Here is a 19,822-nt window from a genome sequence, read left to right as displayed (position 1 = left end):
TCGACCTTGGGGCAGATGTGATGGTCGCCGACGGTAGCGGCAAATTTGGGCATGGTGTCGTCTCCTTGATCCTGGTTCAGGGTCTGGCCATGGCAGAGCAAACTGGCAACGGTTCGATTTGCCAAGCTACCATAACATGAGCACATTAACAATATTAATGATTTTGTTTTATTTGTGCTATTGCATGGTTGGAAAATTTTTAGGGGAGAAGCCAGAGGGGATTGATCAAAAATGGGGCGGCCCCGTAAGGCCGCCCCAAACTGTTTTAGCAATGGGAAAGGAGTATGCCTTAGCGCACCTTCCAGGTGGTGCCCTGAGGACCATCCAGCAACTGCACCCCTTTGGCCGCCAGTTCATCGCGAATTCGGTCGCTGCGGGCGAAGTCCTTGTCGCGGCGGGCGGCCTGGCGTTCTTCGATGGCCTGTTGGACATCCGCTTCCGTCAGGCCGGTGTTTTTCAGCAGGGCCAGGTTGAGCCGCTGCAGCCACTCGGCCGGTTCGGAGCCGAACAGGCCGAGCACATCGCCGAGACGCAGCAGCGCGGCGCGCAATTCGCGCACGGCGGCAATCTTGTCCGGGCTCTTGCGGAACCCCTTTTCCGTCACCAGCCGGTTAATGGTGCGCACTCCCTCGAACAGATGGCCGATGGCGGCGGCGGTGTTGAAATCGTCGTCCATGGCTTCCCGGAAACGGGCTTCCAGGTCGGCACCTTCCTTGGACTCGGCTGAACTATCGGGGCTTGCGTCCAGAGCCTCGGCGGCGGACTGCAAACCTTCGTAGAAACGGCTCAGGCCGACTTGCGCTTCCTGCAGGTTCTGATCGGAAAAATCGATGGGCGAGCGGTAGTGGGCGGTGAGAATGAAGAACCGCAGCACCTCGGCATCGTAGGTCTGCAGGATGTCGCGAATGGTGAAAAAGTTGCCCAGGGATTTGCTCATTTTCTCCTGGTTGACGTTGACGAAGCCATTGTGCAGCCAGTATTTGGCGTAAGGTTGGCAGGTCGCCCCCTCGCTCTGGGCGATTTCGTTTTCGTGATGGGGGAATACGAGATCCTTGCCGCCGCCGTGGATGTCGAAGGACTCCCCCAGGTAGGCCATGCTCATGGCCGAACACTCGATATGCCAGCCGGGCCGGCCCGGACCCCAGGGGCTGTCCCAGGACGGTTCGCCGGGCTTGGCGGCTTTCCACAGGGCGAAGTCCATGGGATTGCGCTTGTGCTCCCCGGGGGCGATGCGTGCGCCGGAGCGCATCTCGTCCATGTTGCGTTTGCTCAGCTTCAGGTAGTCGGGAAACTTCTCCACGGCAAAGTAGACGTCGCCGTTGGCCGCATAGGCAAGGCCGCGATCCACCAGTCGCTGCACCAGGCCGATGACCTGGTCGATATGTTCCGTGGCCTTGGGTTGGCGAGTCGGGGGCAGCAGGCCGAGGCTGTCCATGTCCTCGTCGAAGGCGCGAATGAATTCTTCCGCCAGTTCCCGGCTGCTGATGCCGCGCTCGTTGGCGCGCTTGATGATCTTGTCGTCCACATCCGTGTAGTTGCGTACGTAGTTCACCTCGTAGCCGAGATAGCGCAGGTAACGATAGATGATGTCGAACACGATGTTGGCGCGGGCATGGCCGATGTGGCAGTAGTCGTAGACGGTGACTCCGCAGATGTACATGCCGACCTTGCCGGGCTGCAGGGGCTGGAATTCCTCCTTGCGTCCGCTCAGGGTGTTGTAGACGCGCAGGCTCATAGGGGCAATCTCTCCTCGGTTCATGGGGGCGTCCTCCCGCGGCTTACTTGCCGTCTTCCTTGGCCCAGGAGTCACGCAGGCCGACGGTGCGGTTGAACACCAGCCGCTCCGGGGTGCAGTCGAAACGATCCGCGCAAAAATAGCCCTGGCGTTCGAACTGGAAGCGGCTTTCCGGACCGGCCTGCGCCAGGGAGGGCTCCACCAGGCAGTTCTGCAGGACCTGCAGGGAGTCGGGGTTCAGATGGGTTTTGAAGTCGACTTCCTTCTGGCCGTCCGGCTGGGGTACGCTGAACAGACGATCGTACAGACGGATTTCCGCCGGACGGGCATGGGGCGCCGACAGCCAGTGCAGGGTGCCTTTCACCTTGCGTCCGTCCGGGGCGCTGCCGCCGCGGCTGGCGGGGTCGTAACTGCAGCGCAGTTCGACGATTTTCCCACTGGCCGGATCCCGGACCACCTCATCGCAGCGTACCAGGTAGGCGTATTTCAGGCGTACCTCGCGGCCGGGCGCCAGGCGGAAGAACTTCTTCGGCGGATCCTCCATGAAGTCTTCGCGCTCAATATAGATGACTTTGGAAAAGGGGACCCGGCGCGTGCCCATGGCGGCATCGGCGGGATGGTTCGGCGCTTCGAATTCTTCCACCAGATCGTCAGGGTAGTTGGTGATCACCACCCGCAGGGGGTCGAGTACCGCCATGGCGCGTGGTGCGCTGCGCTCAAGGTCCTCGCGCACGCAGAATTCGAGGAAGCCCATATCGATACAGCTGCTTTTCTTGGAGACGCCGATACGTTCGCAGAAGGTGCGGATGGCCGCCGGCGTAAAGCCCCGCCGCCGCAGCCCGGCCAAAGTCGGCAGGCGCGGATCGTCCCAGCCCGCCACATAACCGCCGTGGACCAGTTCCAGCAGCTTGCGCTTGCTCATCACCGTGTAGTTGATGTTGAGGCGGGCAAATTCGATCTGCTGGGGGTGATGAATGCCGAGCTGTTCGATGAACCAGTCGTAGAGGGGGCGATGATCCTCGAATTCCAGGGTGCAGATGGAGTGGGTGATGCCCTCCAGGGAGTCGGACTGGCCGTGGGTGAAATCGTACATGGGGTAGATGCACCACGTGTTGCCGGTGCGATGATGGGCGGCGTGCAGAATGCGGTACATGACCGGATCGCGCAGGTTGAGATTGGGCGAGGCCATGTCGATTTTGGCCCGCAAAACCTTCTCTCCGTCGCGAAATTCGCCGGCCTTCATACGCTGAAACAGGTCGAGGTTCTCCGCTGCCGAACGGTCCCGCCAGGGGCTGTTGCGTCCCGGCTCCGTCAAAGTGCCCCGATAGGCTCGGATTTCCTCCGCCGACAGATCGTCCACATAGGCATTGCCGGCCTCGATAAGCTGCACCGCCCAGGCGTACAACTGGTCGAAATAGTCGGAAGCATAATATTCGTGACCGCCCCAATCAAAACCCAGCCAGCGCACGTTTTCCTTGATGGAATCGATGTACTCTTGTTCTTCCTTGACCGGATTGGTGTCGTCGAAGCGCAGGTGGCAGCGGCTGCCGCCCGGCGCCTCGGCATAATCGCGGGCCAGGCCGAAATTGAGACAGATGGATTTGGCGTGACCGATATGCAGGTAACCGTTGGGTTCCGGGGGAAAGCGGGTGACCACCCGACCGTCATTTTTCAGGGTCCGGAGATCCTCATCGATGATGGCGCGAATGAAATTGGACGGGAGGCCCGAAACGAGGGCATCCGGGGCCTCACCGGCGGGCTCTGGGAGGGAGCCGCCCTGCAGGTTGTCGTTGGACATGGTCATGGAACCTCTTGCTGGAATGTTGGAAGGCGAGCCTGGGCATGGCCTCTAGCGTCATGCCTTGCTGCCGGTGAAGTTCGCAAATTTTGCCCGGAAAAGCAACCCGGAATCCGGTGTCCGGCGGCCCCAAATCCCTCAACTTTGTCAGAGTCCGGTTTCTTCTCCGGGCAGCGCGCGTCGCAGCAGCACCACGGCATGGGCGGAAATGCCTTCACCGCGGCCCTCGAACCCGAGTTGTTCGGTAGTCGTGGCCTTGACGTTAATCTGGCTCACTTCGGCCTCGCAGGCCGCGGCGATATTTTCCACCATGGCGCGAATGTGGGAGGCCAGTTTGGGGCGCTGGGCGATGATGGTGGCGTCGAGATTGGCGATGCGAAAGCCGTCGTTGCGGGCCAGGGCCATTACCTCATGCAGCAGTTTCAGGCTGGAAATACCTCGATAGGCGGGGTCGGTGTCGGGAAAGTGTTTGCCGATGTCGCCGGCGCCCAGCGCCCCGAGGATGGCGTCGCAGATGGCGTGCAGCAGCACATCGGCATCCGAATGGCCGAGCAGGCCGAGGGTGTGGGGAATGTCGACGCCCCCCAGGATCAGCTTGCGTTCCGGAACCAGTTGGTGGACATCATATCCGTGGCCGATGCGCATCATGCGAGTGTCTCTCCGTTGCTTGCAAGAAACGCCCGAGCCAGGATCAGATCCTCGGGCGTGGTGATTTTGATGTTGCGATAGCTGCCCATCAGCATGGCCACGGGCAGGCCCAGCCATTCGAGCAGCGAAGCATCGTCCGAACCCTGAAATCCGGCCGCCACCGCCTGTTGATGGGCAGCGCAAATCTGGCCGTAGCGGAACCCCTGGGGAGTCTGGGCTTGCCACAGCCGGGAGCGCTGCGGCGTATTGGCAATGCGGCCGCCCTCGACTTCCTTGATGGTGTCCTTGACCGGCACGCCGACGACACAGGCGCCGCAGCTTTGCACCGCGGCCAGGACCTCGTCGATGAGTTCCGGCGCCAGCAGCGGTCGCACTCCGTCATGAATCAGGATCAGATCGTCAGAGTTGGCCTGGCAGGCCTGCAGCCCGTTGCGGACCGAATCCTGCCGCTCGGCACCGCCTGGCACCAGGGCGCGCACCTTGGTGAAACCATAAGGCTCCAGAACCTCGGCCCGGCACAGTTCGATTTCGTCGGCAGGACACACCACATAAATGTGATCGATACGCGGATGACGGTCGAACAGGGCGAGGGTATGGGCGAGGATGGGCCGATCGAGCAGGGGCAGGTACTGCTTGTTGATGCCCGCACCCATGCGGCGTCCCATCCCGGCCGCGGGGATCAGCACAAAAACACTCATGGCAACTGGAATCCTGTTGGTCCGGCTGCCAAGGCAGTGCCTGGCGCCGGCTTGCTGTCGCTGGTCCGGATGACCCGGTCAGTGCAAGAAATAGCTTTCAACCCGCTCGGCGACCTGGTCCTCTTCCTTGCCGTCCGCCAGGGCCAGCTCTTTGAAGACCAGCTTGCGGGCCAGTTCCAGCACCTTTTTTTCGCCGTAGGACAATTCCTTTTCACCCCGGATCAAGTACAACTCCCGCAGGACCTGGGCAATTTCGCATAGATCACCGGAGCGGATCTTTTCGTTGTAGTCCCGCTGCCGGCGGCTCCAGGAGGCGAGATGAAGGTTTCCCGTGGGTTTGTCCTGAAAAATGTTCAGGATGAAAGGAATGCGTTCCTTGGCGATCAGCGAGCGCATGCCGACCATTTTGGCGTTGTGCACCGGGATCATGATGGTCATGTCGCTGTCGACGATGCGCAGCACGTAGAAATCCTGCTTTTCGCCCACAAATTCCCTGACCTCAATCGCCTCTATGACACCGACGCCCTGGGCGGGATAAACCGCCATGTCTCCGATTTTAAACAACGCTATTCTCCTTTTGAACGCAAGACTTAAATTAACATAATCCGGGTCCTCAGGTCAAGGGACGAGCCATGCCGGATGCGTCGGGATGAGGCGCGGCCCGAGCTTTGCGGTGGCTGCAGGACGGAAATTTGTGGTAGGATTTCCCTCTCGTGATATAGGCGTCGGACCGGTTCGCAGAGCTCGGTTTTGGTTGCCGGCACCGAAAGGTGCCGGGGGAAAGGAAAGCAATATGAAAATCGGAGTGGTTGGGGCTGGAGCCCTGGGACTCTACTATGGCGCCAAATTGCAGCGCGCCGGCGAGGATGTGAAATTTCTGCTGCGGCGGGACTATGAGGCCGTCTCCCGGCACGGCTTGCAGGTCTATTCCAGCGACGGTGACTTCCACCTGCCGATACTGCAGGGTTTCCGGCAAGCGCAGGAAATGGGGACAGTGGACCTGGTGCTGGTCGGCCTGAAGACCTTTGCCAATCATCGTCTGGTCGAGTTGGTGCAGCCCCTGGTCGGGCGGCACACCGCCATTCTAACCCTGCAGAACGGCCTCGGCAATGAAGAATTGCTGGCCGCCGCTTTCGGGCCGGAGCGGATTCTGGGCGGCATCGCCTTTTTATGCTGCAACCGCGGCGAACCGGGCGTGGTGCATCATCTCGGTGAAGGCCGAATCTCCCTCGGCGAATTCGCCGGCGGGCGTTTGGAGCGGGCCGTACGACTGGCGGCCCTGTTTCAGCAGGCGGGGGTGCCCTGCAGCGCGGTTGCGGATTTGCGCAAGGCGCGATGGGAAAAACTGGTCTGGAACGTGCCCTTCAACGGCCTCTGCGCCTTGACCGGCAAGGACGTCACCGAATTGCTGCAGCATTCACCGAGCCGCGAGGAGGTCGCAGCCCTGATGCGCGAGGTCATTGCCGGCGGCAATGCCCAGGGATTGAGCGAACCCATCGGCGGCGAAGCGTTTATCGAAAAGATGATCCAGGCCACCGAAAAGATGGACCATTATCGCCCCAGCATGATGCTCGACCGGTTGGAGGGCCGCCCCCTGGAACTGGAGGCCATTTACGGCGTTCCCCTGTTAAAGGCGGCGGAACGGGGGGTGACGATGCCGCGCGTCAGCCTTTTGCGGGCCCTGCTGGACTTGGGCGAGTCTGCCAAAGGCGGGGCAAGGGCTGACGGCCTACTGGCCGAAACAGGAACCCCCTCTACTCATTAATCTGAACGAAACGGCCGTCCCGAATCTGCAGTAGAAACAGGTCGCGAAGGGCCTCGCCCTGCGCGTCAAAGCGGGTCGTGCCGGTGGCTCCTGCGTGTCCTTCCATCCGGCTTAGGGCCAGGCGCAGGGCGGCTCGATCGCCTGGCGGCTGAGTTTCCAGCGCCGATAGCAGCAAGCCGGCGGCATCGTAGCCCTGGGCTTCCAGCAAGGTTGGGGACTGGCCGTAGCGCTGCCGGTATAGGTTGACGAATGCGACCACAGCCGGGTTCGGGCTTTCGGGGAAGAAGCCGCTTGTCACTACCGCGCCTTCGACAGAGTTGCCGGCCATTGCCGGCAGTTCGGGCGCATACCAGCCGATGCTGCCAAGCAGGGCGATATCTTTCAGGCCGTAATAGGCCAACTGCGGGGCCAACTGCACGATCCGGTCGGCGTTCTCGGGGATAAACAGGGCCTGGAACGGAATGACGGGTCGTTCCTCCACAGGAGTGCGGCCCGCCGGCGAGAGCTGAGGGATCCCAAGCAACTGTTGGAGATGCGGTCCATAATCGGTGGTTCCCGGCGGGTATTGCTGCTGGCCGGTCAGCTCACCGCCGCCTTTTTTTACTGCATCGGCAAAGGCCTCGCTCAGATCCTGGCCGAGGCGGTTTTGGGGGGCGAGAATCGCAAACCGACGCATGCCCTGCTGCAGGGCAAAGCGGGCCAGGCTTTCACCCTGCTGGCGGCTGGTCAGTGAGCTTCGGAAAATCCAGGAGCCGGTTTCGGCCAGGTGTTCCCGCTGCGAGAGGGCAAGCAGCGGCAGGCCGGCCTGCTGGGCGGCGTCGGCGGCAACTCCGGCGGTCGCCGCCGTGAGGGGGCCGATAACGGCCTCGACGTCAGGATTGGCGGCCAATTCGGCGATCAGGCGTTCGGTGACGGCACTGTCGCCGTTGGTGTCGCGCCACAGCAGGGTGACCGGCGAGCGGCTCAGATTGTGATCGGCGACGGCCAGTTCCATGCCCCTGCGAACTTGTGCGCCGAAGGGGGCGAAACGACCTGACAGGGGCAGCAGCACGCCGATGACACGACTGCGGTAGGCTGGAACCGGCGCCGCCGGCTGCGGCTGCCGTGGTGGCTTTGCCGGCATGCCGGCCGCGGCAGGGGCCGCTGCGGAGGCTTGAGGGGCGGGTTGCAGGTGGCTCCGGGCTTCGCTGGGGCGGCCGGCGGCGTAAGAACGCCAGGCCAGCTGCAGGGCCGCATCCAGGCTCAGGGGAGCGCCGGGTTGGGCGTCGGCCAGGGTGCGTAACTGGTCGTCGGTGCAGCTTTCCAGCAGGGTCTGCGCCTGCCGGCGCAACTCAACCGGGTTTGCACCCGAACCGGGATCCCCGATGATCCGGTAAAGCCGCTGCAGGTTTGCCACCCCGGTCTTGTCGCAGGCCTCGGCGCCGGGCCGGGTTCCGGTCCTGTCCGAGGCGGAGGGCTCTGCTGCCGCAGTCGGACAGCAGGCCAGGGTCAGCAGCATCAGCAGTCCCATCATCCTGTTTCTGAACACGGCACAATTCCCCTCTTGTTTTCACATGGACATAAAAAACGCCAACCTCCACCGTTCAGGTATGCGGTGGCGTCAGTCGAACAACTCCCGTACCTTTTCCAGGAAGCTTTTGCCCATGGGGTGAACCTCCTCGCCGCCCTCGCGGGCAAATTCCTCCAGCAGTTCCTTCTGCCGGCCCGTTAGGCGGGTCGGCGTTTCCACCCGCAGAACCACCAGCTGATCACCGCGATTGTAGCCCTGCAGGGAGGGAAAGCCTTTACCCGGAAGACTGACCACCTTGCCGGACTGGGTTCCCGCCGGCACTTTGATGGAGATTTTTTCCGTCAGGGTCGGAACCTCCAACTCGCAGCCGAGAGCGGCCTGGGGAAAGGAAATGGGGATTTCGCAGATGACATCCTGACCTTCGCGTTGGAACAGGGGATGCTCCTGCACCGACAGCACCACATACAGATCGCCGGGAGGCCCGCCCTGAATACCCGGCTCGCCTTCGCCGGTCAGCTTCAGGCGGCTGCCGGTTTCGACTCCGGCCGGAATTTTCAGGGAGATGGTTTTTTTGCCGCGAATCCGACCGCTGCCGCGACAGTCATCGCAGGGTTGATCGATGACCTGGCCTTCCCCGCCACATTCCGGACAGGGGCGGGTCAGGGAAAAAAAACCCTGCTGGTAGCGGACCTGGCCGGCCCCGTGACAGACCTGGCAGGTCCGCGGCGAGGTTCCCGGCCGGGCGCCGGAACCCTGACAGGTCGCACAGGTTTCGTAACGCGGAATCTGGATTTTGGTTTCCAGGCCGAAGGCCGCTTCTTCAAATTTGATGGAAAGGTTGTAACGCAGGTCGTCGCCGCGCCGCCCCCGTCCTCGACTGCGGGCGCGGCCGCCGAAGATGTCGCCGAACAGATCGCCGAAAATATCCTCGAAGGGGCTGCCACCGAAACCGCCGGAGGAAAAACCGCCGCCGTTGCCGAGACCGGCATGGCCGTATTGGTCATAGGTGACCCGTTTCTGCGGATCGGACAGCACCGAATAGGCTTCCGAGATCTCCTTGAAGCGATCCTCCGCTTCCTTGTCGCCGGCGTTCTTGTCGGGATGAAACTGGAGGGCCAGTTTCCGGTAGGCCTTTTTTATCTCCGTGTCACTGGCGTTCCGATGTACCCCGAGAATTTCGTAATAGTCCCGCTTTTCCAAACCTGCAACCCTTCTCCATCAATGGCCGAAAAGGCCGGACGCGGCGCGTCCGGCGGCGGAAATCCGAACGCCAACAGGAGTCGGGGCAATCCCCGACTCCTGTTGGCGTTGTGAACAATGCTGCTGCAAATCAGCTTTTCGGTTCGTCTACATCTTCGAATTCGGCATCCACCACGTCCTGCTCGCCGGCGGATTCGGCAGCTTCGCCGCCCGCTTCGCCGGGCTGGGTCTGCTGGTACATGGCTTCCGCCAGTTTATGGGAGGCCGTTGCCAGTTCCTCGGACTTTTTGCGGATGACTTCGGCGTCGCTGTCTTCCATGGCTTTTTTCAGGGCGTCAAGGGCCTGCTGGATATTGTTGCGGGTCGCCTCGTCCACCTTGTCGCCGTGTTCCTTGAGGGATTTTTCCGTCGAGTACGCCAGGCCGTCGGCCTGGTTGCGGGCCTCGATAAGCTCCCGCTTTTTCTTGTCTTCGGCGGAATGGGCCTCGGCGTCCTTGACCATTTTCTGGATTTCCTCCTCGTTCAGACCGGAGGAGGCGGTGATGCGGATGGACTGCTCCTTGCCCGTGCCCAGATCCTTGGCCGAGACATGCAGAATGCCGTTGGCGTCGATGTCGAAGGTGACCTCGACCTGCGGCACGCCGCGCGGTGCCGGCGGAATGCCGACCAGTTCGAAACGGCCGATGGTCTTGTTGTCGGCGGCCATTTCACGTTCGCCCTGCAGGACATGAACCGAAACCGCCGGCTGGTTGTCGGCCGCGGTGGAGAAGATCTGGCTCTTTTTGCAGGGGATGGTGGTGTTTTTCTCGATAAGCTTGGTCATGACCCCGCCCAGGGTTTCGATGCCCAGGGAGAGGGGGGTGACGTCGAGCAGCAGGACGTCCTTGACTTCGCCTTTGAGTACCCCGCCCTGAATGGCGGCGCCGATGGCCACCACTTCGTCGGGATTGACGCCCTTGTTGGGCGCCTTGCCGAAAATTTCCTGGACCTTGGCCTGGACCGCGGGCATGCGGGTCATGCCGCCGACCAGCAGCACTTCGTCGATTTCCGAGGCCGACAGCCCGGCGTCCTTCAGGGCGATGCGGCAGGGTTCCACCAGGCGCGCCAGCAGTCCGGCGCAGATGCTTTCCAGTTTGGAGCGGGTCAGGCGGATGTTGAGATGCTTGGGCCCGGACTGGTCGGCGGTGATGAAGGGCAGGTTGATGTCGGTCTCCATGGAGGTCGACAGCTCGCACTTGGCCTTTTCACAGCCTTCCTTGAGGCGCTGCAGAGCCATTTTGTCACTGCGCAGATCGATGCCCTGGTCCTTTTTGAATTCATCGGCCACGTAATCGATGATGTGCTGGTCGAAGTCTTCGCCGCCAAGGAAGGTGTCGCCGTTGGTGGATTTAACTTCGAACACGCCGTCGCCCAACTCCAGGATGGAGATGTCGAAGGTGCCGCCGCCGAGGTCGAAAACGGCAATCTTTTCTTCCTTCTTCTTGTCCAGTCCGTAAGCGAGGGAGGCGGCGGTGGGCTCGTTGATGATGCGCAAAACATTGAGTCCGGCGATCTTGCCGGCATCCTTGGTGGCCTGGCGCTGGGAGTCGTTGAAGTAGGCCGGCACGGTGATGACGGCATCGGTAACGGGCTCGCCCAGGTAATCCTCGGCGGTCTGTTTCATCTTCTGCAGCACCATGGCCGAAATCTCCGGCGGGCTGTATTTCTTGCCGCGTACCTCGACCCAGGCATCGCCATTGTCGGCCTTGATGATGCTGAAGGGACTGATCTGGATGTCCCGCTTCACGGCGTCGGTGTCGTACTTGCGGCCGATGAGGCGCTTGATGGCAAACAGGGTGTTTTCCGGATTGGTGACCGCCTGACGCTTGGCTTGCTGTCCTACCAGGCGCTCACCGCTTTCGGTGATGGCGACCATGGACGGCGTGGTACGCGAGCCCTCGGCGTTGGCGATGACAATCGGTTCGCCGCCTTCCATGACGGCAACGCAGGAGTTGGTTGTGCCGAGGTCTATGCCGATAACTTTTCCCATTTTTATATCCTCCCTCAATGAAAGTATGTAGGTCGACGGCCGATGTCCGGGCAGCAGGGGACGCTACTCGGCATTCGGCTGGTTGACGGGTGGCGCTTTGGCAACGAGGACCAGGGCCGGGCGCAGCAGTCGCTCGTTCAGCACATAGCCCTTTTGCATTTCCTGGATTACGGTGTTGGGGGCATGCTCGGTACTTTCCAACTGCCCCATGGCTTCATGCCAGGCCGGATTGAACGGTTCGCCCATGGCATCCACCGCGCTGACGCCGAATTTTTCCAGCAGCTTCTGAAACTGGCTCAGGGTCATTTCAACCCCTTCCAGCAGGCCCTTGCCGGTTTCGCCTTCCTTGCGGGCGTGGTCCAAGGCTCTTTCGAGATTGTCCAGCACGGGCAGCAGGTCCCGCAGCAGGTTTTCGTTGGCAAAGCGCGCCAGGTCTTCCTTTTCGCGCTGGCTGCGTTTGCGGAAGTTTTCCAGTTCGGCACGCTGACGAAGGTAGAGATCCCAGTTTTTTTCCGCTTCGGCACGGCTCGCCGCAAGCTCATCCTCCAGGGACAAGGGCAGTCCCTCACAGATCGCATCGGACGCCGGCTGTTCCTCGGTTTTCTGGGTGCCGGTTTGCTCTGTAGCCTTGTTGTTGTCTTCAGACACCTTGCTGTTCTCCTATTCGGCTTCGTTGTCGAGGATGCTGCCGACCAGGCTGGCCGTATAGCTGACCAGGGGAATCACCATGGCGTAGGGCATGCGGGTCGGACCGATGATGCCCAGGGTGCCGACAGTGCCCCGGCGGCTGCTATAGGATGCCGTGACCAGGCTGCATCCCTCGATTTCGCTGTATTCGCTCGGGCTGCCGATGAAAATCTGCACTCCTTCGACCTGTTGGGTCTGGTGCAGCAGTTCCACCAGCAGGCTCTTCTGCTCGAAGGCCCGCAACAGCCGTTTCATGCGGTTGATGTCGGAAAATTCCGGCTGTTCAAGAATGTTGGCGGTACCTTCGATAAATACCTGGCCGCCCAGATCGTCTTCCAGTACCTTGCTCGAAAGCAGGATGGCGCGGCGCAGCAGATCGTCGTAGAGAGCCTTTTCCCGGGCCATCTCGATGACAATGCGTTGCTTGATGTCCTGGATGCCAAGGCCGCTGAAGGTGGCATTGAGGTAGTTGGCGGCCTCCTGTAATTCCCCTTCGGTGATGGGCATGTCCGTCTCGATCAGACGGTGCTCCACCATGCCTGACTGGCTGATGAACACCACCATGATGCGGCGCGGCGCCAGGCTGATGAATTCCATGCGCCGGAACACCGATGACTCCAGTTTGGGTACCATGACAATGCCGGTATAGCTGGAGGTGGTGGAAAGGATGCGTCCGGCCTCACGCAGCAGTTCTTCCATCTGCAGACCCCGCCGCTGGTAATGCTGCCGAATCCAGAGGCGTTCCTGGCGGGACAGTTCCCGCACCTGCAGCAGGCAGTTGAGATAGAAGCGGTAGCCCTTTTCCGTCGGGATCCGGCCGGCGGAGGTGTGGGGCGAAGCCAGGTAGCCCAGTTCCTCCAGATCGGCCATGACATTTCGCACCGACGCCGGCGACAGACCGATGTCGTGGCGCCGGGTGATGGCGCGCGAACCAACCGGCTCCCCGGTATGGATATAGTCTTCGATGATGGCCTCGAGGATCTGGCGGCTGCGTTCATTCAGGCCTTCGTTCATCCGGGTCCTCATCCATTCCAAGTGCGCGAAACCCAAGTTTTATTGCCGTTAGCACTCTTGCAAAGGGAGTGCTAACGGGTCACAAAATAACAACGGACCCTGCCTTTGTCAAGGGCAAACCGGCCGTTTTCGGCGGCTTCCGGAAGGGTCCGGCGCTTACAGAAAAGCGCTGATCAGGGTATCGAAAATCAGCCAGTCGGAGGGCGACAGGGACCAATGGTCCCGACAGCGATGCAGACGAGATCCGGTTTTCTGCCAGGCTGTGGGAAAAGCTTCCGCCAGGCTCTGGCCGAAACGCTTCCGAAACTGATTCTCGTCCACCCCGGCGGCACAGCGCAGCCCCAAGTAGAGGGTTTCCGCCATGGCCCCGCTGCGATCCAGAATTTCCAGGGTTTCGGCGGGATCCTGCCCGGCTGCCAGACGACGCCGGTAACGGGGCCAGTCCCCGGGGACCGCGAAGCGGATTCCCCAGTCGCGAGCCAGAAAGGAGTGGGCACCCGGCCCAAGTCCCAAGTAGCTGCCCCGTTGCCAGGTGTTGAGATTGTGCCGGCAGGCGTGGCCGGGGCGGGCATAGTTGGAAATTTCGTAATGCTCGAAGCCGGCTGCGTCCAGACGTTCATGCAGGGCCAGGTACATGTCGGCATAGCTGTTTTCGTCGGGCAGGGCGAGTTGCCCGCTGGCGACGGCATGCTGCAGCGCGGTGCCCGGTTCCAGGGCCAGGCCGTAGCAGGAAAGATGCTCCGGCCCTAACTGGAGTAGCTGGTCGACATCCGCCAACGCCGCCGCCGCATTCTGGCCGGGCAGGGCGAAAATGACATCGCCGGATACGGAGGCAAAGCCGGCGCGACGGGACCAGTGGAAGGCCTGAACGGCTTCCTCGGCACTGTGGATGCGGCCCAGCATGGCCAGATTGGTTGGGCTCAGGGATTGCACGCCAATGGACAGCCGATTGACTCCGGCTGCCCGGTAGCCCATCAGGCTCGCTTCCGTGACCGTGCCCGGGTTGGCTTCCAGGGAAATTTCGGCGCCCTCGCAAAAGCCGAATCGGCGTTCCGCGGCATCCAGCAGGCCGCCGACCGCGGCCGGCGGCAGCAGGGAGGGAGTGCCGCCGCCCAAGAATACGCTGGCCAGGGGCCCAGCCCAGTCGCCGTTGGTTTGCGCCAGTTCCAGTTGGCGGATGACCAGGGCGGGATATTCATGGAGCCCTTCCGGAGTTGCCGAGAGGGAGAAAAAATCGCAATACGGGCATTTGCACCGGCAGAAGGGAACATGCACATACAGCCCTGCGCCGGGGTGTCGCAGGTCGGGGTATTCCAATCGAGGGCCGGTGGCTGGTGACATGGTGGGAACGGGCTTTCCTGTTCAGGGCGACGTGGTTACCGTGGCCGGGTTGCGCCGCCCGGTGACATGCTTGAGAGCATGATCGCCCGGCCGGCAAGTCGGAGTCAAGGACAACATGGCCCTGGACCCGCTGCTGCGGGTCCAGGGCCATGCCGGACGGGGAACTTAGGGCAGGTGGTTGAACAGCGAGGCATTCAACATCAGGTGCATCAGGATGGCGGCTGCGTAGCCCAGGGCCACGGCCCAGGTCCAGCGCAAATGGCTGCTGAAGGTATAGACGCCACGGCCGCTGCCCATGAGGGCGACCCCGGCGGCGGAGCCGATGGACAGCAGACTGCCGCCAACCCCCGCGGTCAGGGTCACCAGCAGCCATTGACCTTCCGACATGGGCGGCTGCATGGTCAGCACGGCATACATGACCGGGATATTGTCAACGATGGCCGAGAGGAGGCCGATCAGAATATTGGCGGCCGTGGGGCCAAGGTCTTGGTAAAGGAAATTGGAAGCCAGGGCAAGATAGCCGAGTTGGCCGAGTCCGCCGACACAGAGGATAACGCCGTAAAAGAACAGCAGGGTATCCCATTCGGCCCGGGCGATTTTGCGAAACAGATCGAATCCGGGTCGCCCGTTGGTGCCCGTTTCGTCCAGGGGGCCGCCGGCGTAATCCCGGTTTTCCTTGCGTTTCAGGTAGTAGCCGAAAAAGGACAGGTAGCCCAGGCCCAACATCATGCCGACGGCGGGCGGCAGTTCCAAAAAGTTGTGAAAGCCGACCGCGGTGGCAATGGTCAGCAGAAACAGGGCCATGATGCGCCGGGCGCCGAGTTTCATGGCCACCACCTCGCAGGCGCTGCCGGCGCGGTCCTTGGGAATGGCGAGGCTCATGAAAATGGCCGGCAGCAGCCAGTTGACCAGGGAGGGCAGGAAAAGGTGGAAAAACTGAAAGAAGTGCAGCACGCCGCGCTGCCAGACCATCAAGGTGGTGATGTCTCCGAAGGGGCAGAAGGCGCCCCCGGCATTGGCCGCCACCACAATATTGATACAGGCCGGGACCACGAACTTGCGGTTGCGGCCGCCGACGGTCAGCACCACGGTGCCCATGAGCAGGGCCGTGGTCAGGTTGTCCGCCACCGCCGAGATGAAAAAGGACAGCAGGCCTGTCAACCAGAAGACGGCGCGCAGGGAAAACCCCCGACACATGAGCCAGGAACGCAGGGCCTGGAAGACATTGCGCTCTTCCATGGCATTGATATAGGTCATGGCGGACAGCAGGAACAGGAACAACTCGCCGTATTCGGTCAGATTGGCGAGAATCGCCCGGTGCGCCAGTTCGGCCTGACCCAAGGGCCGGTAAGCGATGGCGATAAGAATCCAGATCAGACCGGCAGCGACAATCACCGGTTTGCTTTTGCGCAGATGCAGTTTCTCTTCGAGGATGACGAGCAGGTAGGCGCCGGCGAAAAGGACCAGTCCGGCGAAGCCGAAGGGACTGCCGGTCAGGTCTGGCAGGGTGGCGCCGGCTTCATAGGCGTTGGCCGGTGCCGCAACCAGCAGAAAGGTCAATAAGGATACCGTTGCGAAGAATGCGCTTGCCATGGGAGGACCCTTTCTCTGAAAATGAAGCATTGTAAGAGAGGCGGGCCCGGCAAAGACTGCCGTGTCCGGGCTGGCAGAGAGGTGCGCTGGGGGGGGCAGCGGCATCAGGGCCAGTTCGGACGGGGATGATCGCGCAGTTGGCGAACGGAGTCAAGCGGTCTCTTTTCTGTTTCTAACTATTTGAAATATAAATTATTTTTGGAGCGTTCAGTGCAGGGAACAGAACCTTTTCCAGCGGCGATATTCCGCGCCGCGTGTATCCAGATCGAAATTATCTTCGGCGACATCGACGCCAACCTGCACCAGGTTGAGACGGCTCTCATGCGGGCCGCGGAGGACGGTGTTCGGCTGGCCGTATTGCCGGAGATGTGGAGTTGCGGTTATGATTACCGGCACCTGCCGCAATGCGCCGGGCGGACTCCGGAGGTGCTGCGGTATCTGCAGAACCTGTCGGCGGCACGGCAGCTGGTCATCGTCGGCAGTCTTCCGGAAGCCTGCGGTGCCGCCATCTACAATACCGCCTATGTGATCGACAATGGCCAACTGCGCGGCAGTTACCGGAAACTGCACCTGTTTTCGCCCATGGGCGAGGACCAGCATCTGGCGGCCGGCGACCGGACGGTGGTGTTGGATACCTCCCTGGGCCGCATCGGTCTCGCCATCTGCTATGACCTGCGTTTTCCGGAGTTGTTCCGGCGGTTGGCCCTGGCCGGTGCCGAACTGGTCTGCCTGCCGGCGGAATGGCCCCATCCCCGGCAGGAACATTGGCGGACTCTGCTGCGGGCCCGGGCCATCGAGAATCAGGTGTTTGTGCTGGCCGCCAACTGCTGCGGCCGACAGGGGCGCCTGGAATTTTTCGGCGGCAGCCTGATCATTGCGCCGCGGGGGGAGGTGCTGGTGGAAGCCGATGACGCCCCCGGCGCAGCGCTGGCGGACATCCGCTCGGCCGAGGTGGTGGAATACCGCGCGCAAATTCCCGCCCTGCAGCATCGCCGTCCCGACATCTACGGCGATTTGGAGCCTCGGTAGGTGGGGCCGGCGGCTCAGCCTTCAAGGGGTTGGGCGCTGCTGCGCAGGGATGCCGGGATATCTTCCAGACGATCGGCAAACTGCAACTCGCCTTGCTGATCGACATAGAGATAACGTTGCGCACGCCGGGGGGCAGCTTCGGCCTTGTTCGGCAGGCCCGGTTTACCCTCTTGACGCCGGGGCGGCGCCGGTTTCTGGCTACGCTCCGGCGGAGCGGGGGGCGCTACGGTCTGGTGCAGCAGGCCGAGGAGGCTTTGCCGGAATTCCCGGTAGCCACCCTGCAGTTCGGCCAGCACCGGGTTTTGGGGTTGCCAGCGCATCAAGGCCCGGTCGCCGGCCAGCAGCAAAGCGATGAAGACGATGGTCCAGAATAATCCCCGGAACACTTTGCCGACAAGGCTTCTACGGCGGGGGGAGCGGGTTTTTCTGCGCGCCATGACGTGGCCTCCTCCCTTGGATGGTCGTGAAACAACCCAGGCATCGACGGTGGTAACCGATTATCGGCAACTTATGCGACCACGCTCGCCTGGGCCCCTTCGGTGGTCCCCAGAGGCGACGCATGTTCGGCATGGGGCCGACGAGAAACCATAAAAATCAAGACTATAGTATCGGCAAGAGACGAACAACGCAAGACGGTTCCCTTTTCTCTTAAGGCATGTTATAAGATATGCCTAATGATGGACACAGGAGCAGGCAAATGGACAGCATGGACTATGATGTGATTATCCTCGGTGGTGGCCCGGCCGGCCTGACAGCCGGGCTGTATTCGTCGCGGGCGGCCCTCAAAACCCTGTTGGTGGAGCGGATGATGGTCGGCGGCCAGGTCATGACCACCACCAAGATCGAAAACTATCCCGGTTTTCCCGGCGGCATCGACGGGCCGGAACTGGTGGCTCGCTTTCATGAGCATTGCCAGGAATTCGGTCTGGAAATTCTGTACGGCGAAGCCCAGTCTCTGAACGTGGCGGGAGAGATGAAGGAAGTGACCGTCGACGGCCGGGTGCTGCGGGCGCGGGCGGTGATTGTCACCACCGGCGCCGAACCGCGCAAACTCGGTATTCCCGGTGAACAGCAATATGCCGGGCGCGGCGTTTCCTACTGCGCTACCTGTGACGGTGCCTTTTTTAAAAACGTGCCGGTAGTGGTGGTGGGGGGCGGCGATACCGCTGCCGAAGAGGCCCTGTTTCTGACCCGTTTCGCATCCAAGGTTTATCTGGTACACCGGCGTGACCAGTTGCGGGCCACCAAGATCCTCCAGGAACGCCTGTTCGCCCACGACAAGATCGAGGTGATCTGGAACAGCACCCCGGAACAGGTGCTGGGTACCGCTTCCGGAGTTACGGCCGTGGAGATTCGCAACCGCAAGACCGGCGAGCACCGGCATATCGAGACGGAAGGGGTGTTTTTTGCCATCGGCGTGATTCCCAAGGCCCATTTTCTCGCCGAGTTGTTGTCGTTGAACGAGGAAGGTTACATCGTCACCGACGGCGAATGTGGTACCACGGTGCCGGGAGTCTTTGCCGCCGGGGACGTGCGCAGCAAACTGCTCAAGCAGATAGCCACGGCGGTCGGGGACGGCGCCGTAGCAGCCATCGCCGCCGAAAAGTACCTGCTGGAGCACTGACCGGCTGTTTCGGCAACGGCCGGCCCAGGAGAAGCCATGCTAGCCAGGATTCTGTCCGGCGCCCTGCTCGGCATCGACGCCTATCCCGTTGAGGTCGAGGTGGACATCAGCCAGGGGCTGCCGCAATTCGCCACCGTCGGCCTGCCCGAGGGGGCGGTCAAGGAAAGCAAGGACCGGGTCAAGTCGGCTATCCGCAACGCGGGCTACGAGTTCCCGGTGCGGCGCATCACCATCAATCTGGCGCCCGCCGACATCAAGAAGGACGGCGCCGCCTTCGACCTGCCCATGGCGGTGGGCATTCTCACCGCCACCGGGGTCATCAAGCCGCGCCATGAACCGCCCTTGGTGTTTCTCGGCGAGTTGTCCTTGGATGGCCGCATCAAGCCCATCCGCGGCGCCCTGCCTCTGGCGGCCGCGGCCCGGCAGTGGCCGGTTTCCGGGCTGGTGCTGCCGGAGGAGAACGCCTGCGAAGCGGCCCTGGTGGACGGCGTGCCGGTCTACGGCATCGGCGACCTGGGCCAGTTGGTGGATTTTCTCAACGGCACCCAACAACTGTCTCCCTGCCGGGTGGATGTCGCCGAAATCTTCCAGCAGGCCGCCGTTTCGGAAGCAGATTTCGCCGAGGTGCGCGGCCAGGAGCATGTCAAGCGTGCTCTCGAGGTGGCTGCCGCCGGCAATCACAACCTGCTGCTCATCGGGCCGCCGGGCAGCGGCAAGACCATGCTGGCCCGGCGCCTGCCTTCCATCCTCGCCGCCCAGAGCTTCGACGAAGCCCTGGAAACCACCAAGATCCATTCCATCGTCGGTCTGCTTCCGGGCCGCGAGGCGCTGGTCGCCTGTCGGCCCTTCCGCAGCCCCCACCACACCATTTCCGATGCCGGTCTCATCGGCGGCGGACCAGTGCCCAGGCCGGGAGAAGTGTCCCTGGCCCACAACGGGGTGCTGTTCCTCGACGAGTTGCTGGAATTCCGAAAAAACGTCCTGGAGATGCTGCGCCAACCTCTGGAGGATGGCCAGGTGACCATCAGCCGGGCTGCTTCGACTCTCACCTATCCGGCCCGTTTCATGCTGGTGGCTGCCACCAATCCCTGTCCCTGCGGCTATCTCGGCGACTCCCTGCACCAATGTTCCTGCACGCCGATCATGATCCA

The 19,822-nt window shown here is 62.0% G+C and carries 17 protein-coding genes; 4 read left to right on the top strand and 13 right to left on the bottom strand.

What is annotated here, in order from left to right:
* Positions 1-289 precede the first annotated feature (289 nt).
* The 5 genes from cysS to JQN68_RS11010 form a co-directional block, all read right to left on the bottom strand.
* Positions 290-1,735 (bottom strand): cysteine--tRNA ligase, encoded by a 1,446-nt coding sequence (cysS, locus tag JQN68_RS11030; RefSeq protein ID WP_249621189.1) that lies wholly within the window; start codon positions 1,733-1,735, stop codon positions 290-292.
* 43 nt (positions 1,736-1,778) lie between these two features.
* Positions 1,779-3,539, bottom strand: coding sequence for a glutamine--tRNA ligase/YqeY domain fusion protein (locus JQN68_RS11025; RefSeq protein ID WP_225073485.1), 1,761 nt, complete (start codon positions 3,537-3,539; stop codon positions 1,779-1,781).
* A 141-nt stretch (positions 3,540-3,680) separates the two neighbouring features.
* Positions 3,681-4,178: a 2-C-methyl-D-erythritol 2,4-cyclodiphosphate synthase gene (gene ispF, locus JQN68_RS11020; protein ID WP_225073500.1), complete on the bottom strand. Its 498-nt coding sequence runs from the start codon at positions 4,176-4,178 to the stop codon at positions 3,681-3,683.
* On the bottom strand, positions 4,178-4,879 hold the full coding sequence (ispD, locus tag JQN68_RS11015; protein ID WP_225073486.1) for a 2-C-methyl-D-erythritol 4-phosphate cytidylyltransferase: 702 nt from the start codon (positions 4,877-4,879) through the stop codon (positions 4,178-4,180). The genes ispF and ispD overlap by 1 nt, the downstream gene beginning before the upstream one ends.
* Positions 4,880-4,957: 78 nt before the next feature.
* Positions 4,958-5,443, bottom strand: a complete 486-nt coding sequence (locus tag JQN68_RS11010; RefSeq protein WP_225073487.1) for a CarD family transcriptional regulator — start codon at positions 5,441-5,443, stop codon at positions 4,958-4,960.
* A gap of 229 nt (positions 5,444-5,672) precedes the next feature.
* Here JQN68_RS11010 and JQN68_RS11005 point away from each other — a divergent pair, with 229 nt between their 5' ends.
* Complete coding sequence (locus tag JQN68_RS11005) at positions 5,673-6,644, top strand: putative 2-dehydropantoate 2-reductase (RefSeq protein WP_225073488.1); 972 nt, start codon at positions 5,673-5,675, stop codon at positions 6,642-6,644.
* Here JQN68_RS11005 and JQN68_RS11000 read toward each other — a convergent pair.
* From JQN68_RS11000 to nhaD, 7 genes are all read right to left on the bottom strand, one after another.
* The gene (locus tag JQN68_RS11000) at positions 6,634-8,172 is read right to left on the bottom strand and encodes a penicillin-binding protein activator (RefSeq protein ID WP_225073489.1); all 1,539 of its coding nucleotides are present in this window, start codon (positions 8,170-8,172) and stop codon (positions 6,634-6,636) included. The two genes, JQN68_RS11005 and JQN68_RS11000, sit on opposite strands and share 11 nt — an antisense overlap.
* A 72-nt stretch (positions 8,173-8,244) precedes the next feature.
* On the bottom strand, positions 8,245-9,354 hold the full coding sequence (dnaJ, locus tag JQN68_RS10995; protein WP_225073490.1) for a molecular chaperone DnaJ: 1,110 nt from the start codon (positions 9,352-9,354) through the stop codon (positions 8,245-8,247).
* 130 nt (positions 9,355-9,484) lie between these two features.
* Complete coding sequence (gene dnaK, locus JQN68_RS10990) at positions 9,485-11,383, bottom strand: molecular chaperone DnaK (protein ID WP_225073491.1); 1,899 nt, start codon at positions 11,381-11,383, stop codon at positions 9,485-9,487.
* A gap of 63 nt (positions 11,384-11,446) precedes the next feature.
* Positions 11,447-12,031, bottom strand: coding sequence for a nucleotide exchange factor GrpE (gene grpE, locus JQN68_RS10985; protein WP_225073492.1), 585 nt, complete (start codon positions 12,029-12,031; stop codon positions 11,447-11,449).
* A gap of 12 nt (positions 12,032-12,043) precedes the next feature.
* Positions 12,044-13,084 (bottom strand): heat-inducible transcriptional repressor HrcA, encoded by a 1,041-nt coding sequence (gene hrcA / locus JQN68_RS10980; protein ID WP_225073493.1) that lies wholly within the window; start codon positions 13,082-13,084, stop codon positions 12,044-12,046.
* 156 nt (positions 13,085-13,240) lie between these two features.
* Complete coding sequence (hemW, locus tag JQN68_RS10975; RefSeq protein WP_225073494.1) at positions 13,241-14,425, bottom strand: radical SAM family heme chaperone HemW; 1,185 nt, start codon at positions 14,423-14,425, stop codon at positions 13,241-13,243.
* Positions 14,426-14,590: 165 nt separating this feature from the next.
* Positions 14,591-16,018, bottom strand: a complete 1,428-nt coding sequence (gene nhaD, locus JQN68_RS10970; protein ID WP_225073495.1) for a sodium:proton antiporter NhaD — start codon at positions 16,016-16,018, stop codon at positions 14,591-14,593.
* A 210-nt stretch (positions 16,019-16,228) separates the two neighbouring features.
* Between nhaD and JQN68_RS10965 the strand changes: the two genes are divergently transcribed.
* Positions 16,229-17,047 carry a carbon-nitrogen family hydrolase gene (locus JQN68_RS10965; RefSeq protein ID WP_225073496.1) on the top strand — a complete coding sequence of 273 codons (819 nt, stop codon included), beginning with the start codon at positions 16,229-16,231 and terminating at the stop codon, positions 17,045-17,047.
* Between the two features lie 14 nt (positions 17,048-17,061).
* Here the strand turns inward: JQN68_RS10965 and JQN68_RS10960 are convergent, their stop codons facing one another.
* A complete protein-coding gene (locus JQN68_RS10960) occupies positions 17,062-17,484 on the bottom strand; it encodes a hypothetical protein (RefSeq protein ID WP_225073497.1) in 423 nt (140 codons plus the stop codon).
* A gap of 260 nt (positions 17,485-17,744) precedes the next feature.
* On the opposite strand from JQN68_RS10960, the gene trxB reads away from it, so the two are divergent.
* Positions 17,745-18,671 carry a thioredoxin-disulfide reductase gene (gene trxB / locus JQN68_RS10955; protein WP_225073498.1) on the top strand — a complete coding sequence of 309 codons (927 nt, stop codon included), beginning with the start codon at positions 17,745-17,747 and terminating at the stop codon, positions 18,669-18,671.
* A gap of 36 nt (positions 18,672-18,707) precedes the next feature.
* On the top strand, positions 18,708-19,822 hold a 1,115-nt coding region (locus JQN68_RS10950; protein ID WP_249621188.1), incomplete at its 3' end, for a YifB family Mg chelatase-like AAA ATPase.

Origin of the sequence: Desulfuromonas sp. CSMB_57, from assembly GCF_020194955.2 — a bacterium.
Lineage (GTDB): Bacteria > Desulfobacterota > Desulfuromonadia > Desulfuromonadales > Syntrophotaleaceae > JAFCIY02.
The sequence above is the reverse complement of the archived record's forward strand: the minus strand, read 5'-3'. Positions and strand labels throughout refer to the sequence as shown.

What these genes read in the sequence shown, in the direction of transcription:
- ispF (WP_225073500.1), bottom strand. Translation starts at nt 4,178, where the DNA reads ATGCGCATCGGCCACGGATATGATGTCCACCAACTGGTTCCGGAACGC.
- dnaK (WP_225073491.1), bottom strand. Translation starts at nt 11,383, where the DNA reads ATGGGAAAAGTTATCGGCATAGACCTCGGCACAACCAACTCCTGCGTT.
- ispD (WP_225073486.1), bottom strand. Translation starts at nt 4,879, where the DNA reads ATGAGTGTTTTTGTGCTGATCCCCGCGGCCGGGATGGGACGCCGCATG.
- JQN68_RS11025 (WP_225073485.1), bottom strand. Translation starts at nt 3,539, where the DNA reads ATGACCATGTCCAACGACAACCTGCAGGGCGGCTCCCTCCCAGAGCCC.
- cysS (WP_249621189.1), bottom strand. Translation starts at nt 1,735, where the DNA reads ATGAGCCTGCGCGTCTACAACACCCTGAGCGGACGCAAGGAGGAATTC.
- JQN68_RS10960 (WP_225073497.1), bottom strand. Translation starts at nt 17,484, where the DNA reads ATGGCGCGCAGAAAAACCCGCTCCCCCCGCCGTAGAAGCCTTGTCGGC.
- JQN68_RS11005 (WP_225073488.1), top strand. Translation starts at nt 5,673, where the DNA reads ATGAAAATCGGAGTGGTTGGGGCTGGAGCCCTGGGACTCTACTATGGC.
- hemW (WP_225073494.1), bottom strand. Translation starts at nt 14,425, where the DNA reads ATGTCACCAGCCACCGGCCCTCGATTGGAATACCCCGACCTGCGACAC.
- hrcA (WP_225073493.1), bottom strand. Translation starts at nt 13,084, where the DNA reads ATGAACGAAGGCCTGAATGAACGCAGCCGCCAGATCCTCGAGGCCATC.
- nhaD (WP_225073495.1), bottom strand. Translation starts at nt 16,018, where the DNA reads ATGGCAAGCGCATTCTTCGCAACGGTATCCTTATTGACCTTTCTGCTG.
- trxB (WP_225073498.1), top strand. Translation starts at nt 17,745, where the DNA reads ATGGACAGCATGGACTATGATGTGATTATCCTCGGTGGTGGCCCGGCC.